Raw genomic sequence first — 14,939 nt, forward strand, 5'->3', positions numbered from 1 at the left:
CGGTCATTGCAGCCCGGGGGCCAGAGCGATTAGATGCGGCCATGATCGACCGTCAAGAATTCAACACCCGCGCCGAGGCGCTGCGCCCCCTGTTTGAGGATAGGTTGCGCATCAAAACGCGTGATCTGCGTCAGGCCTTTCATCGGGCAGGCCGGGAATTGCCGCGCGGCATTCGGGGCGATGGGGCCCTGTTGGGCAAGACCGAACATCTGGTCGCCAACCCTCATATTGCACGTCAGCTAGAGGACGCGCCTGTTTGGGCTGCCTTCGACCGGGTGACGACACATCTGCGTGAAATCGATGGCAAAGCCCGACGGCGCGGTAAGATTCTGGATCGCTTGGCAGGAATTGCCTTTAACATCCTCGTGGTTTTCGTGGGGTTTGTGATCTGGCTGTGGTGGCGCGGATACGTCTAAGCCACCGCGCCGTTTGGCTCAGGACGGATCGTAGTCCGCATCCGCGACCTGCTCCATCCATTCAACGGCTCCGCCGACCTGTGCCTCTTGCATGGCGATATGGGTCATGGCGCTGTCAGGTGCGGCCCCGTGCCAGTGCTTCTCTCCCGGTTCAAACCAGACCACATCGCCTTTGTTGAGTGTCTGCACCGGGCTGCCTTCGGTCTGGGCGCGGCCTGTGCCTTCGGTCACGATCAGCGTCTGACCGAGCGGATGAGTATGCCACGCTGTGCGCGCACCGGGTTGAAAGGTCACCGTCACAGCGCGCAGTCGGGCAGGGGCCGGGGCCGAAATCAGCGGGGCCATTTCGACCTCGCCGGTGAAGTAATCTTCGGGGCCGGGCTCAGTGGGGCGGCTGCCTTGGGGGTGAATGATCATGTGGGTCTCCTTTGCAGGAGAATGTGGCGCGGGGCGGGGGGATCGGCAAGGGGGATGTCTAGCGATGATCGCCCGGAATCAAGGCGTTTTGCGCCGCCGGGCAGCGCCCGACCGCCCCATGGGCGGGCGCTTTTGCAGCCGGACGCGTCAGCTTGGGAGCACATCATGGTTGAGAAATTAAGCGGTAGGAACGCTCGTTGCGATGCCCACCCGCGGTCGGGCGCTGCCCTGCTGAAGGGCGCTTTGAGTCCGGGCACAGAAAAGCCCCCGCATCTCTGCGAGGGCCAAATGCCTTACAGGTTCGGATACATTGGGAAGCGCTCACACAGCGCTTCGACTTCGGCAGCCACTTTCGCCTCAACCTCGGCATTGCCTTCGGCACCATTCGCCGCAAGCCCATCAACCACTTCGATGATCCAATCCGCGATCTGGCGGAACTCGGCCTCACCGAAACCGCGTGTCGTGCCTGCGGGGGAGCCCAAACGGATGCCCGAGGTCACCATCGGCTTTTCGGGGTCAAACGGCACGCCGTTCTTGTTGCAGGTGATATGCGCGCGGCCCAGTGCCTTTTCGGTGTCGTTGCCTTTGACGCCCTTGGGGCGCAGATCGACCAGCACGACATGGGTGTCGGTGCCGTGGGTCACGGTATCAAGCCCACCTTTGATCAACTGATCCGACAGCGCCTGCGCGTTGGCGATGACCTGTTTGGCGTAGTCTTTGAAGCCGGGCTGCAACGCCTCGCCAAAGGCCACGGCCTTGGCCGCGATCACATGCATCAGGGGGCCGCCCTGAATGCCGGGGAAAATCGCCGAGTTGATCTTTTTCGAGATCGCTTCGTCGTTGGTCAGGATCATCCCGCCGCGCGGGCCACGCAGGGTTTTGTGGGTTGTGGTGGTGGCGACATGGGCATGCGGGAAGGGCGAGGGGTGTTCACCCGCTGCAACGAGGCCCGCGAAGTGCGCCATGTCGACCAGTAGGTAGGCCCCCACGCTGTCGGCAATCTCGCGCATTTTGGCAAAATCGATCTGGCGCGGAATGGCAGAGCCGCCGGCGATGATCATCTTGGGCTTATGCTCGGCTGCCAATTCGGCGACCTGATCATAGTCCAGCAGGTTGTCTTGCTTGCGCACGCCGTATTGCACGGCGTTGAACCACTTGCCGGATTGGTTCGGCTTGGCCCCGTGGGTCAAGTGACCGCCGGCATCAAGGCTCATGCCCAGAATGGTGTCGCCCGGTTGCAGCAGGGCGGTAAAGACACCCTGGTTCGCTTGGCTGCCGGAGTTCGGCTGCACGTTGGCGAACTGACAATCAAACAGCTTGCAGGCCCGCTCAATCGCGAGGTTCTCGGCCACATCAACATGCTCACAACCGCCATAGTACCGACGGCCCGGATAGCCTTCGGCGTATTTGTTGGTCATGATGCTGCCCTGTGCTTCAAGCACCGCAGCAGAGACGATGTTCTCGCTGGCGATCAGTTCGATCTCATCGCGCTGGCGGCCCAATTCATCGCCAATTGCGGCGGCAATCGCTGGGTCAGAATCTGCAAGAGATTTGGTGAAGAAATCGGACATCAGGGGATCCTCATTGGAGCTGGTTTCGCGTGTTGCCTATCGGAAACGCGGGCCGAGGTGAAGGCTGTAAACCGACCATGTGCAAGATATGTGCGTCAACACTGGTGGCGCGCGGAATAATGTGGTTGTTTTGGCCCCAAACGCCGATGATCGGAAACTTTGCCCCGAGTGAGCTTGCTGACATGTCCCTAAAGATCGCCTTTGTGGCCAGCCGCGCCACCGTGGCCCAGACAGCGCGTGCCGCCCTGATTGGCCGCTACGGCGATGTGCCTCTGCGTCAGGCGGATGTGATTGTGGCGCTGGGTGGTGACGGGTTCATGCTGCACACGTTGCACAGCACCCAAGAGATGGACGCGCCGGTCTATGGGATGAACCGGGGCACCATCGGCTTTTTGATGAACGCCTACCGCGAAGGTGACCTGCAAGCGCGTCTTGCCGCTGCCGAAGAGGCGGTGATTAACCCTTTGGTCATGCGTGCCACGCATATTGATGGGACCATCTCAACCGCGCTTGCGATCAATGAGGTGTCCTTGTTGCGCGCCGGGCCGCAGGCGGCCAAGTTGCGGATCACGATAGACGGGCGGCAACGGATGGAAGAGCTTGTCTGCGACGGCGCGCTGGTGGCAACGCCTGCGGGCTCCACCGCCTATAACTATTCCGCGCATGGTCCGATTTTGCCGATTGGGTCGGATGTGCTGGCCCTGACCCCTATCGCAGCCTTCCGCCCGCGTCGTTGGCGGGGGGCGTTGCTGCCCAAACGCGCCACGGTGCGTTTTGATGTGCAGGAGCCTGAAAAGCGCCCCGTTATGGCGGACGCCGACGGGCAGTCACACCGCAATGTGACGACCGTTGAAGTGGCCTCAGATCCCGGGATCACCCACCGCATCCTGTTTGATCCTGGACATGGGTTGGAAGAGCGGTTGATCTCTGAGCAATTCAATTAGGCTACGGGACGGGCTGACTGTTCCGCTGGCACCTTTCCGCTGCTGAGGATTGGCGCAGGAACCACGAACTTCCCGCCAGCGTTGTACTTGCAAGAGCGGGGCAATCCCGCATTTTCGCAGCCGATAAAAGGAGACCTGCTATGAATTGGGATCGTATCGAAGGCAATTGGAAACAGATGACCGGCGCCGTGAAGTCGCAATGGGGTGATCTGACGGACGACGAGATTACCGAAGCACGCGGCAACCGCGAGCAGCTGGTGGGCAAGATTCAAGAACGTTACGGCGTGGCCAAGGACGAGGCCGAGCGTCAGGTTGACGACTTTGCTGCAAAGCATTGAGTTCTTGACGATAGATCAGAAAAGGCGACCCCGAGGGGTCGCCTTTTTGCGTTTAAGTATGCGCTAAGGCATCAAGCTTCGTGCCAAGCGCGGTCGCCCTTGTCGTCTTTTACGCGTGTTGGGAGGCCAATGTCGTCCAGCAGACCAAACAGCGGCTTCGGGTCCAGCTCTTCCACATTAACCATCGTGCCCGTGTCATAAGCGCCTTCGGCGATCAGCATCGCAAAAGCGACCGGCGGCACGCCAGCGGTGTAGGAAATCCCTTGGCTGCCGACCTCGTTATAGGCGTCCTTGTGATCGGCGACGTTATAAACGAACACCTCAACCTCTTCGCCGTTCTTCACACCCTTCACCAGATCACCGATGCAGGTTTTGCCGGTGTAGTTTGGCGCAAGGCTCGACGGATCGGGCAGCACGGCTTTCACCACTTTCAACGGCACGACCTCTAGCCCCTCGGCAGTGGTCACCGGCTGCTCGGAAAGCAGACCGAGGTTCTGCAAAACGGTGAAGACATTGATGTAGTGATCGCCAAAGCCCATCCAGAAGCGCACATCGGCCTCGGGGTAGTTCGCGGCCAGCGAATGCACCTCATCATGGCCCGACATATAGGCCTTTTGCTTGCCGACGACGGGCAGATCCCATTCGCGGCCCACCTCGAACATCTTGTTTTCTTGCCATGCGCCTTCTTGCCAGCTGTAGACGGTGCCGGTGAATTCGCGGAAGTTGATTTCCGGGTCGAAGTTGGTCGAGAAATACTTGCCGTGATCGCCCGCATTGATGTCAACGATGTCGATGGATTTCACTTCGTCCATGAACTCATCAACCGCGAAACGGGCGAAGGCATTGACCATACCGGGATCGAAACCGGCGCCCAAGATCGCGGTCACACCTGCTTCGGCGCAGGCCTCGCGGCGCTTCCATTCATAGTTGCCATACCACGGCGGGGTTTCGCAGATTTTGGTCGGGTCTTCGTGGATCGCGGTGTCGATATAGGCAGCGCCGGTCTGGATGCAGGCCTCGAGCACGGTCATGTTTACGAAGGGCGAGCCGACGTTGATGACGATCTGGCAGCCGGTTTCCTTGATCAGGGCGGCCACGGCTTCGGTGTCCATCCCGTCGACTGCATGGGCCTTGAACACGCCGTCTTGTTTCATCGCGTTCTTCTCATGCACGCTGGCGATGATCGCCTCGCATTTAGAGACCGTGCGGCTGGCGATATGCAGATCGCCCAATTTGTCGTTATTCTGCGCGCATTTATGCGCCACAACCTGTGCGACGCCGCCCGCGCCGATGATAAGAACATTGCGTTTCATGTAGGGTACCTCTCTCAATGTCACGACAGAGCGGCGGCGAAATCGTCATAGTCGAAATCGCGCACCATTCGGGTGGTTCCGTCCAACTCGCGGATCGCGATGCTGGGCATCTTGACGCCGTTGAACCAGTTTTTCTTGACCATCGTGTAGCCAGCGGCATCCTGAAACGACAGCCGGTCGCCAGCTTTCAGCGGCGCGTCAAAGCGGAATTCGCCAAAGATATCGCCCGCAAGACAGGACTTGCCGCAGATCATCCATTCGTGGTCGCCCGTGTTGGGGGCGATCTTGGCCGGTTCGCGGTAGATCAACAGGTCGAGCATATGCGCCTCGATTGAGCTGTCGACGATGGCGAGGTTCTTGCCGTTGTGCATCGTGTCGAGCACGGTGACTTCCAGCGTGGCCGCCCCGGTGATCGCGGCCTCACCCGGCTCTAGATAGACCTGCACGCCGAAGGCTTCGGCAAAGGCTTTGAGGCGCAGCGCCAAATCATCAAGCGGGTAGTCAGCGCCCGTGAAATGAATGCCGCCACCAAGGCTGATCCAGTCCATCTTATGCAGCACGGCGCCAAAGCGGTCTTCGATCAGCGTTAGCATCTCGTCGAACCGCTCGAAGCTATCGTTCTCGCAGTTGTTGTGGAACATCAGCCCGCTAATCCGGTCCGCCACGGCGTCAATCTCTTCAGGGTCGTGCTCGCCCAGACGGCTGAAGGGCCGCGCGGGGTCGGCAAGGTCAAACTCCGAGGTCGAGACGCCGGGATTTGCCCGCAGGCCGCGGATGTGGCCCGAGGATTGGGTGTCGAACTTGTCGAGCTGGCCGATGGAATTGAAGATGATCTTGTCAGCGTGGCCCAGCACCTCGTCAATCTCGTGATCGGCATAGGCGACGGAATAGGCGTGGGTCTCTCCGGGGAATTTCTCGGCCCCGAGCCGCACCTCGTAAAGCGAAGAGGAGGTCGAACCGTCCATATACTCCGACATGAAATCGAAAACCGACCATGTGGCGAAGCACTTGAGCGCCAGCAGGCAACGGGCGCCCGAAAGCGCGCGAAGGCGGGCGATCTTCTCCATATTGTCGCGGAGATTGGCCTTGTCGATCAGGTAATAAGGTGTCTGCACGTCGAAAACCTTTCTGCGCGGCCGGAGTGCATGCTCCGGGAGGGAAAAGACCCACTGGATGTGCTGTCGTGGTTGGCCCCGCTGCGGGGCATTTCCGAGGGCGCTTCGCATATTTCGCGCAAGCAGCGCAATTGTAAAAAAACGCGCGGGCAGGCAAGCCCGTGCGTTTCCATGGGTGAGAGTTTAGCGCCAGACCTGCGAAGGTCCACCGCCCTGAGGTTGATTGATTAGCTCTGCGGGTAGCCGATGCCTTTCAGCGCCTCGCGGATTTCGTCCAAAATCGCCGGATCGTCGATGGTCGCAGGCGGCTTGAAGTCCTCTCCATCCGCGATTTTCACAATCGTCGCGCGGAGAATTTTGCCCGATCGGGTTTTGGGCAACCGGTCCACCACAACGGCCTGCTTAAAGGCGGAGACGGGGCCAATCTGCTCGCGCATTCGGGTGACGCATTCCGCGACGATCTCTTCATGCGGGCGGTCGACGCCTTTGGTGAGGCACAAAAAGCCCACGGGCGTCTGGCCCTTGAGGTCATCGCTAACCCCCACCACGGCGCATTCGGCCACATCGGGGTGGCCCGCCAAAACCTCTTCCATTGCGCCGGTCGACAGACGGTGGCCCGCGACGTTGATCACGTCATCGGTGCGCGCCATGATCCAGACATAGCCGTCCTCATCAATCCGGCCCGCATCGCCGGTCTCATAATAGCCGGGGAAGGTGTTCAGATAGGATTTGCGGAAGCGGTCTTCGGCGTTCCACAGGCCGGGCAGGGTGCCGGGGGGCAGGGGAAGCTTGATGGCGATGGCGCCCAACTCTCCGGCAGGCAGCGGCTGGCCGCGCTCATCCAAAATCTGCACGTCATAGCCCGGCATCGGCACGGTGGGGGAGCCGACCTTGACCGGCAGCGCCTCAAGCCCTGCGGGGTTGCCGACGATGGTATAGCCCGTTTCGGTCTGCCACCAATGATCGTAGACCGGTTTGCCCAGCTTTTCCTGCGCCCATTCGACGGTATCAGGGTCGGCCCGCTCACCCGCGAGATAAAGCGCACGCAGGCTCGACAGATCGTATTTCTTGATCTCCTCGCCCTTGGGGTCTTCGCGTTTCACAGCGCGGATCGCGGTGGGGGCGGTGAAAAAGCTCGACACGCCATGTTCTTCGATCACCCGCCAAAAGGTGCCTGCATCCGGCGTACCCACGGGCTTGCCTTCAAAGACGACAGTGGTGTTGCCGGCAATCAGCGGCGCGTAGCAGATGTAGCTGTGGCCCACGACCCAGCCCACGTCTGACGCGGCCCAGAACACCTCGCCCGGATTGACATTATAGATGTTCTTCATCGTCCAGTTCAGCGCCACCAGATGCCCCGCTGTCGGGCGCACCACGCCTTTGGGCGCGCCAGTGGTGCCGGAGGTGTAAAGAATATAGGCCGGGTGGTTCCCCTCAACGGGGACGCAAGGCGCGGGGCGCACGCCGTCTTGGGCGGCGTACCAATCAATGTCCCGTTCGGGGTTCAACTCACAGGGTTTTTGGCCGCGTTGCAGGATGATGCAGGTGTCGGGTTTGTGCGTGGCCTGTTCGATGGCGCCGTCCAGTAGGGGTTTGTAATCCACCACGCGCGACGGCTCGACCCCGCAGGAGGCGGCGATGATCGCCTTGGGTTTGCAATCGTCGATCCGCACCGCCAGTTCGCTGGAGGCAAAGCCGCCAAACACCACCGAATGGATCGCGCCGATACGCGCACAGGCCAACATCGCCTCCACCGCTTCGGGGACCATGGGCATATAGATCACCACGCGGTCGCCTTTTTCCACGCCCTGCGCCACCAGCGCCCCGGCGAGTGAGGCGACATGGGCCTGCAATTCGCTATAGGTCAGGGTAGATTTCTTGCCGGTGATTGGGCTGTCGTAGATGATCGCGACGCGCTTGCCGTTGCCCTGCTCCACATGGCGGTCCACGGCGTTGTAGCAGGTGTTTACACTGGCATCCGCGAACCATTCATAGATGTCATCGCCCCGGTCAAAAAGCGCCTGTTTCGGCGCGATGTCCCAGTCGATCGCCTCGGCCTGCTCTAACCAATAGGCTTCGGGGTCGGCCTTCCAACGGTCGTAGGTGTCGCGGTATCCCATGGTGATCCTCCTCTTATTGCGCGGGCGGGGCAAACCCGCGGGCCGGGTATAGCTGTACTGACGCGCAAATATTTCCAGCCACTCTGGCCGCTTAGAAAGAATTCAGCAAGCGGATCGCTATTGTTCCTGTCAGTTGTGGCGCGTCATGCTAAGTTGGCCTGAAACCCTGTTATCTTTGGAGCCTGCCCCCATGCGCCTCGCCCTTTCACTGCCCCTTGCTTCCTGTCTTGCCTTGGTTGCCGCGCTGCCAGCAGCGGCACAGGACCGTTCGTTCAACTTCGCCCTGCGCGGCGGGGTCGGGGCGGCACCGGATTATCCGGGCGCCAGCAGCTACCGCGCGACGCCGGATTTGTCCTTCACCTTCGGGTCACTGGAATGGGGCGGTCGTAAGATCGGCACCAACATCGGCGACGCGCCCAAAACCGGCTTCGGCTTTACCGGCGCATTCCGGTATGTGGGCGAGCGTGACACATCCGACTACCCCGAACTGGCGGGGCTTGAGGATATCGACGCGGCGGTCGAACTGGGCTTTGGCGTGGTCTACCGCGAAGTGAACTGGCAAGTCTTCGGTAAGGTGCGCCAAGGTTTTGGCGGGCATGAAGGCGTGACCGGTGACATTGGCGCAGACGTGATCTTCCGCCCCGATGAGCGTTGGACCATCACCGCAGGCCCACGTTTTAGCCTTGGCAATGACACCTATGCCGACACCTATTTCGGGGTTGATACCGCCACGCCGACACTGGCGGCCTATGAGGCGGATGGCGGCCTTTTGGGCGCGGGTGTTGAGGTGCAGGCGACCTACCGTTTGGATGACGCATGGGCACTTGAAGGGGCTGTGGCCTATCAACGTCTGCTGAACGATGCTGCCGATAGCCCGATCACCCAAGCTGGTTCGGACGATCAATGGACCATGCGCCTTGGCGTCAGCCGCGCGTTCAACTGGCGGTTCTAAGCGGCATTGCGCCGCCCTTTGGGGCGGCGCGTCGTTTGCGACATCATGGTCGAAAACGGATCAGCGTGGGCAGGGGTTTTTGTCATGATGAGGGCAGGCGCGGCATGATGCCAGCGCCCCTCGCATGACAAAGGGCCCGACCATGGGTGACAAGATCAGCAACAAGAAAAAGCAAGCCAAGGCGGCGGCAAAGCCAGCCTCCAAGGCCCCGTCCTCCGTCGCGGAGATCAAGTCCGCCACGCCCCGTAAATAAGCCTACGCCCGATCGCGCAACGCCGTCCCCTGATGGGGGCGGCGTTTTGCTTTGGGTTCAACCGTAATGCGCGACCGGGGTTCCCGCGATGGCGCCGACGTTGAGCAGCCCGCGCGCGGTGATTGAGGGCGAAACGATATGCGCCCGGTTGCCCATGCCCATCAGGATGGGTCCAACCTCAAGACCGTCGCCCTTCATCTTCAAGATGTTCCGCACGCCCGAGGCCGCATCGGCATGGGCAAAGACCAGCACATTCGCGGCCCCTTCCATCCGGTTGCAGGGCAAGAGCCGCCCGCGCAATTCCGCATCAAGCGCGGTGTCGATGTTCATCTCGCCTTCATAGCAGAAATCATGCTGGCCCGCGTCGAGGATTTGCAGCGCGGCGCGCAGACGCTTGCCTGACCCTTCGCCCTGATTGCCAAACTGGCTTTGCGAACAGAGTGCGACCTTCGGCTCAATCCCAAAGCGCCGCACGTGGCGGGCAGCACCAATGGCGATCTCGGCGATCTGTTCGGGAGAGGGGTGCAGATTCACCTGCGTATCGGCGATGAACAGTGGCCCGTCTTCGAGGATCATCATGCTTAACGCGCCATGCGGGCGGAAGCCGTCGCGTCCCAGCACCTGATTGACGTAGTTCAGGTGCCAGCCGAACTCGCCAAAGGTGCCGCAGATCAGGCTGTCGGCCTCGCCGCGATGCACCATGACCGCGCCGATGGCAGTGGTGTTGGTGCGCATCACCGCACGGGCAATGTCGGGGCTGACGCCACGGCGGCACATGAGGCTGTGATAGGTCTCCCAATAGTCGCGGTAGCGGGGGTCATTCTCGGGGTTCACCAGATCGACGTTCTGACCCAGCTGCAGGTTGAGCCCGGCCTTTTCGATGCGCCGTTCGATCACCTCGGGGCGGCCAATCAGAATGGGCCGTTCGACGGTTTCTTCGATGATCGCCTGTGCGGCGCGCAGCACGCGCTCGTCCTCGCCTTCGGCAAAGACCAGACGGCGCGGGGAGGAGCGGGCGGATTCGAACACCGGGCGCATGATCAGCGCGGATTTGAACACCGATCCGTCGAGTTTACGCTTATAGGCGTCGAGGTCTTCGATGGGCCGTGCGGCCACGCCCGTCTCCATCGCGGCCTTGGCCACAGCAGAGGACACGACCCCGATGAGGCGCGGATCGAAGGGTTTCGGGATCAGATAATCGGCGCCAAAGGTGAGCTGTTCGCCCTGATAGGCCGCCGCCGCTTCGGCGCTTGTCGTGGCGCGGGCGAGGGCGGCGATACCATCGATGCAGGCGATTTTCATCTCGTCGTTGATCGTTGTCGCCCCCACATCCAACGCGCCTCGGAAGATGAAGGGGAAGCAGAGGACGTTGTTGACCTGATTGGGAAAATCGCTGCGGCCTGTGGCAATGATTGCATCGGGGGCCACCGCGCGGGCCAGATCGGGTAGGATTTCGGGCGTCGGGTTGGCCAATGCGAAAATGATCGGGCGTTTGGCCATTTTCGCGACCATCTCGGGCAAGAGCACGCGGGGGCCGGAGAGGCCGAGGAAGAGGTCAGCATCGTCGATCACATCGTCCAGCGTGCGCAGATCGGACTTTTGCGCATACTCGGCCTTGATCGGGTTCATATCCTCGGTACGGCCCTCATAGACCAGACCGTTAATGTCACACAGCCAGACGTTCTCGCGCTTTACGCCCAGTTTCAGCAGCATGTTGAGGCAAGCGATGCCCGCCGCCCCGCCCCCGGTGGAGACGATCTTGATGTCCTCGAACCGTTTGCCTGCGACATGCAAAGCGTTCTTCACAGCAGCACCGACGACGATGGCAGTACCGTGCTGGTCATCGTGGAAAACGGGGATGTTCATCCGCTCGCGGCAGATACGCTCCACCGTGAAACAATCGGGGGCCTTGATGTCCTCAAGGTTGATCGCGCCGAAACTCGGCTCCATCGCGCAGACGATATCGGCCAGTTTTTCGGGGTCGGCTTGGTCCAGCTCAATGTCAAAACAGTCGATATTGGCGAACTTTTTGAAGAGCACGGCCTTGCCCTCCATCACCGGTTTGGAGGCCAGCGCGCCGATATTGCCGAGCCCCAACACAGCGGTGCCGTTGGTGACCACGGCAACAAGGTTCCCGCGCGAGGTGTAGCGGGCGGCGGTGTCGGGGTCTTTTTGAATTTCGATACAGGCCTCGGCCACACCGGGCGAATAGGCCCGTGCCAGATCGCGACCATTGGCCAGCGGCTTGGTCGCGCGGACCTCAAGCTTACCGGGCCGGGGGTGTTCGTGGTAATCCAATGCTGCTTGGCGCAAGTTGGGGGTGTCGGACATCGTTCATGCTTCTCCCGAATAATGGTTTAGCGTTAAACTATTTTTTGCGCGCAGGCAAAGCGGCATTTGGGCCCCTGGTTGAAGGGGGGTGACTTGGCGTCGTTCTTGCAGGCCATTGCGCTAGAGATATGAGGGACGGCTGGAATGACGCGCGGTTTTGCATCGCACAGGGCGGGGCAATTTTCTATAGTCCAAGAAAAAGGGAGATCATGATGAGCGATTTGCGCGAAGCGGCTGTGAAGGTGCGGGAAAATGCCCATGCGCCCTATTCGAATTTCAAGGTTGGTGCGGCACTCCGCACCGCCTCGGGTGCGGTGTTCAGCGGCTGCAATGTCGAAAACGTTGCCTTCCCACAGGGCACTTGTGCCGAGGCCGGGGCGATCGCCGCTATGGTCGCGGCAGGCGAGCGTGAGATTGCCGAGGTCTATGTCGTGGCAGGCAGCGACATGCCGGTAACGCCTTGCGGTGGCTGCCGCCAGAAACTGGCCGAGTTCTCGGGCGACTTGGTGTCGGTGACCATGGCGACAGTCGCAGGCAAAGAACAGAAAATGACCATGGGCGACCTACTGCCGGGGGCATTCGGCGCCGCCCATATGCAGGGTTAAGCCTATGAGCGCGCGGAATATTTTGGCGCGTCTGCGCCACGGCAAGGCGCTGGACGCCGAAGCCCTGTCTTGGATGGCGGGCGCGTTGGCTGACGGCTCGGTGAGCGACGCACAGGCCGGGGCTTTTGCCATGGGCATCTGCCTTAACGGCTTGGATGAGCAAGGCCGCGTGGCGCTGACGCTTGCGATGCGCGATTCGGGGCGGGTGCTGGCGTGGGACTTGGACGGCCCGGTGCTGGATAAACATTCCACCGGGGGTGTGGGCGATTGTGTGTCACTGATCCTTGCCCCGGCGCTGGCCGCGTGCGGAGCGTTCGTGCCGATGATTTCGGGCCGGGGCTTGGGTCACACGGGCGGCACGCTTGATAAGCTGGAGGCGATTCCCGGCGTTAGTACTCAGTTGGAAGAGGCGCAGTTTCGCGAGGTCGTGAGGACAGTCGGCTGCGCCATCGTCAGCGCCAGTGGCGACATCGCCCCAGCGGATCGGCGGCTTTACGCGGTGCGGGATGTGACATCGACGGTCGACTCGCTCGACCTGATCACCGCGTCGATCCTGTCCAAGAAACTCGCGGCGGGGCTGGATGGGTTGGTGCTGGACGTGAAAGTTGGCAGCGGCGCCTTCATGAAAGATTTGGCCGAGGCGCGCGCTTTGGCGCAAGCGCTGAGCGGCACCGCTACGGCGGCGGGTTGCCCGACCACGGCGGTCATCAGCGACATGAACCAGCCGCTGGTGCCAAGCCTTGGCAACGCGCTGGAAGTGGCCGAAGTCATGCGGGTGTTGACGGGGGCGAAGACCGGGCCGATCCTTGATGTGACAGTCGAGCTGGGGGGCGGCCTGCTTGCCAGTGGCGGTTTGGCGGCGGATGCGGAAGCGGGCGCGCAAGCGCTGCGCGCAGCAGTTGCCGATGGCCGTGCATTGGAGCATTTCGCGCGCATGCTAAGTGCGATGGGCGCGCCTGCAGATTTCGCTGAGACTTGGCACCGCGTCCTGCCCGAGGCTCCTGTGATCCGCGCTGTGCCTGCGCCGCGCGCCGGTTATGTCAACGCAATCGACGGGGCCGCGCTTGGCATGGCTGTCGTCAACCTTGGCGGAGGTCGCGTGGTTGAGGCGGATCGGATCGACCCGGCGGTCGGCCTCTCAGAAGTGCTGCGTCTGGGCGATGAGGTGCAGGCAGGTCAACCCTTGGCGATGATCCATGCGGCGCGGCCAGAGGCTGCGGATGCCGCCGAGGCGGCTGTACTGGCGGCGATCAGCTTGGGCGATGCGCCGGTCGCGGCACCGGATTTGATCTTTGAAAGGATCGGTTGATGGGACGTGCTTTTTTGGTCGTGATTGATTCCGTAGGTATCGGCGGTGCGCCGGATGCGGGGGATTTCTTTAACGGCGATCTGCCGGATAGCGGGGCCAATACGCTGGGCCATATCGCGCTGGCCTGTGCTGCGGGAAAGGCCGAGGAGGGCCGCAGTGGGCCGCTTACTTTGCCCAATCTCGACCGGTTGGGGCTGGGTGCTGCGCTGACGCTCGCCAGCGGGATGGAGGCACCGGGCTTGGGCGCCACGCCCGAGGGGCGATGGGGCGCGGCAACGGAAATCTCTCAGGGCAAGGATACCCCCTCGGGGCACTGGGAATTGGCCGGGTTGCCGGTGCCTTGGGCATGGCATTACTTCCCAGATGAGCACCCTGCCTTTCCGGCCGACCTAACGGAGGAGGTCGCGCGGCTGGCGGGAACGGAGGGCATTTTGGGGGACTGCCACGCCTCCGGCACGGCGATCATCGAACGGCTGGGGGCAGAGCATTGCGAGAGCGGCTGGCCGATTTGCTATACGTCCGCCGACAGCGTTTTCCAGATCGCAGCACATGAAGAAACCTTTGGCCTCGACCGTCTGCTGAAGCTTTGCGAAGACATCGCGCCGCGCTTGCATGAGATGAAGGTCGGCCGGGTGATCGCGCGGCCTTTCACCGGCAAGCCGGGCGCGTTTGAGCGCACTGCCAACCGCCGCGATTATGCCATCACGCCGCCGAAACCGGTGCTAACCAACTGGGTGCAAAACGCCGGGGGGCGTGTTTATGCGGTAGGCAAGATCGGCGACATCTTCACCATGCAGGGCATTGATGAGCTGCGCAAAGGCCCGGATGCGGTGCTGATGGGGCATTTGAATGATCTGATGAACGAGGCCGAAGAGGGCAGCCTGACATTTGCCAATTTCGTGGAGTTCGACAGCCTTTATGGCCACCGCCGCGATGTGTCGGGTTATGCCCGCGCGTTGGAGTGGTTCGACGCCGAGATCGGCAAGGTCATCGACGCGCTGCGCGACGGTGACATGCTGGTCGTCACAGCGGATCACGGCAACGATCCCACATGGTCGGGCAGCGATCACACACGCGAAAGGGTGCCGGTGCTGGTCGCCGGAACCGGGGCGGGGGAGCTGGGTCAGATTAGTTTTACCGATGTCGCGGCACTTGTTGCCGGGCATTTGGGGATAAAGGTGCCGGAGTAGCCGCGCAGCCTTTGCTTGCGAGCGAGGCACTTGTGCGGCTAGAAGCAAGGCAACTAAAGGAGCCT

14 protein-coding genes are annotated in these 14,939 nt (G+C 61.6%); 8 read left to right on the forward strand and 6 right to left on the reverse strand.

What is annotated here, in order from left to right:
• Positions 1-41: 41 nt before the first annotated feature.
• Positions 42-416: a hypothetical protein gene (locus tag DSM14862_RS03555; protein WP_007119045.1), complete on the forward strand. Its 375-nt coding sequence runs from the start codon at positions 42-44 to the stop codon at positions 414-416.
• An 18-nt stretch (positions 417-434) separates the two neighbouring features.
• Here DSM14862_RS03555 and DSM14862_RS03560 read toward each other — a convergent pair whose 3' ends face one another.
• Both DSM14862_RS03560 and glyA read right to left on the reverse strand, forming a co-directional pair.
• Complete coding sequence (locus tag DSM14862_RS03560) at positions 435-833, reverse strand: (R)-mandelonitrile lyase (RefSeq protein WP_007119046.1); 399 nt, start codon at positions 831-833, stop codon at positions 435-437.
• A gap of 293 nt (positions 834-1,126) precedes the next feature.
• Positions 1,127-2,404, reverse strand: coding sequence for a serine hydroxymethyltransferase (glyA, locus tag DSM14862_RS03565; RefSeq protein WP_007119047.1), 1,278 nt, complete (start codon positions 2,402-2,404; stop codon positions 1,127-1,129).
• Between the two features lie 182 nt (positions 2,405-2,586).
• Here glyA and DSM14862_RS03570 point away from each other — a divergent pair, with 182 nt between their 5' ends.
• Both DSM14862_RS03570 and DSM14862_RS03575 read left to right on the forward strand, forming a co-directional pair.
• Positions 2,587-3,348 (forward strand): NAD kinase, encoded by a 762-nt coding sequence (locus tag DSM14862_RS03570; protein ID WP_040700863.1) that lies wholly within the window; start codon positions 2,587-2,589, stop codon positions 3,346-3,348.
• Positions 3,349-3,488: 140 nt separating this feature from the next.
• Positions 3,489-3,686 (forward strand): CsbD family protein, encoded by a 198-nt coding sequence (locus tag DSM14862_RS03575; protein ID WP_007119049.1) that lies wholly within the window; start codon positions 3,489-3,491, stop codon positions 3,684-3,686.
• 71 nt (positions 3,687-3,757) lie between these two features.
• Here DSM14862_RS03575 and DSM14862_RS03580 read toward each other — a convergent pair whose 3' ends face one another.
• The 3 genes from DSM14862_RS03580 to DSM14862_RS03590 form a co-directional block, all read right to left on the reverse strand.
• Positions 3,758-4,999 (reverse strand): saccharopine dehydrogenase family protein, encoded by a 1,242-nt coding sequence (locus tag DSM14862_RS03580; protein WP_007119050.1) that lies wholly within the window; start codon positions 4,997-4,999, stop codon positions 3,758-3,760.
• A 20-nt stretch (positions 5,000-5,019) separates the two neighbouring features.
• A complete protein-coding gene (locus DSM14862_RS03585; RefSeq protein ID WP_007119051.1) occupies positions 5,020-6,114 on the reverse strand; it encodes a carboxynorspermidine decarboxylase in 1,095 nt (364 codons plus the stop codon).
• 227 nt (positions 6,115-6,341) lie between these two features.
• On the reverse strand, positions 6,342-8,234 hold the full coding sequence (locus tag DSM14862_RS03590) for a propionyl-CoA synthetase (protein ID WP_007119052.1): 1,893 nt from the start codon (positions 8,232-8,234) through the stop codon (positions 6,342-6,344).
• A gap of 190 nt (positions 8,235-8,424) precedes the next feature.
• Between DSM14862_RS03590 and DSM14862_RS03595 the strand changes: the two genes are divergently transcribed.
• Together DSM14862_RS03595 and DSM14862_RS03600 are read left to right on the forward strand one after the other, a co-directional pair.
• Positions 8,425-9,186 (forward strand): MipA/OmpV family protein, encoded by a 762-nt coding sequence (locus DSM14862_RS03595; protein ID WP_050770366.1) that lies wholly within the window; start codon positions 8,425-8,427, stop codon positions 9,184-9,186.
• A 142-nt stretch (positions 9,187-9,328) separates the two neighbouring features.
• On the forward strand, positions 9,329-9,439 hold the full coding sequence (locus tag DSM14862_RS03600) for a hypothetical protein (RefSeq protein WP_007119054.1): 111 nt from the start codon (positions 9,329-9,331) through the stop codon (positions 9,437-9,439).
• A gap of 57 nt (positions 9,440-9,496) precedes the next feature.
• On the opposite strand, the gene DSM14862_RS03605 is transcribed toward DSM14862_RS03600, so the two are convergent.
• Positions 9,497-11,770 carry an NADP-dependent malic enzyme gene (locus DSM14862_RS03605; protein WP_243254308.1) on the reverse strand — a complete coding sequence of 758 codons (2,274 nt, stop codon included), beginning with the start codon at positions 11,768-11,770 and terminating at the stop codon, positions 9,497-9,499.
• A 209-nt stretch (positions 11,771-11,979) separates the two neighbouring features.
• On the opposite strand from DSM14862_RS03605, the gene DSM14862_RS03610 reads away from it, so the two are divergent.
• From DSM14862_RS03610 to DSM14862_RS03620, 3 genes are read left to right on the forward strand one after another with little or no spacing between them, the layout of a single operon-like run.
• Positions 11,980-12,375 (forward strand): cytidine deaminase, encoded by a 396-nt coding sequence (locus DSM14862_RS03610; RefSeq protein ID WP_040700912.1) that lies wholly within the window; start codon positions 11,980-11,982, stop codon positions 12,373-12,375.
• 4 nt (positions 12,376-12,379) lie between these two features.
• The gene (locus DSM14862_RS03615; RefSeq protein WP_007119059.1) at positions 12,380-13,684 is read left to right on the forward strand and encodes a thymidine phosphorylase; all 1,305 of its coding nucleotides are present in this window, start codon (positions 12,380-12,382) and stop codon (positions 13,682-13,684) included.
• Entirely contained in the window at positions 13,684-14,874 is a 1,191-nt protein-coding gene (locus tag DSM14862_RS03620; RefSeq protein ID WP_007119060.1) for a phosphopentomutase, read from the forward strand. The genes DSM14862_RS03615 and DSM14862_RS03620 overlap by 1 nt, the downstream gene beginning before the upstream one ends.
• Positions 14,875-14,939: the final 65 nt, after the last annotated feature.

Source organism: Sulfitobacter indolifex (assembly GCF_022788655.1).
GTDB lineage: Bacteria > Pseudomonadota > Alphaproteobacteria > Rhodobacterales > Rhodobacteraceae > Sulfitobacter > Sulfitobacter indolifex.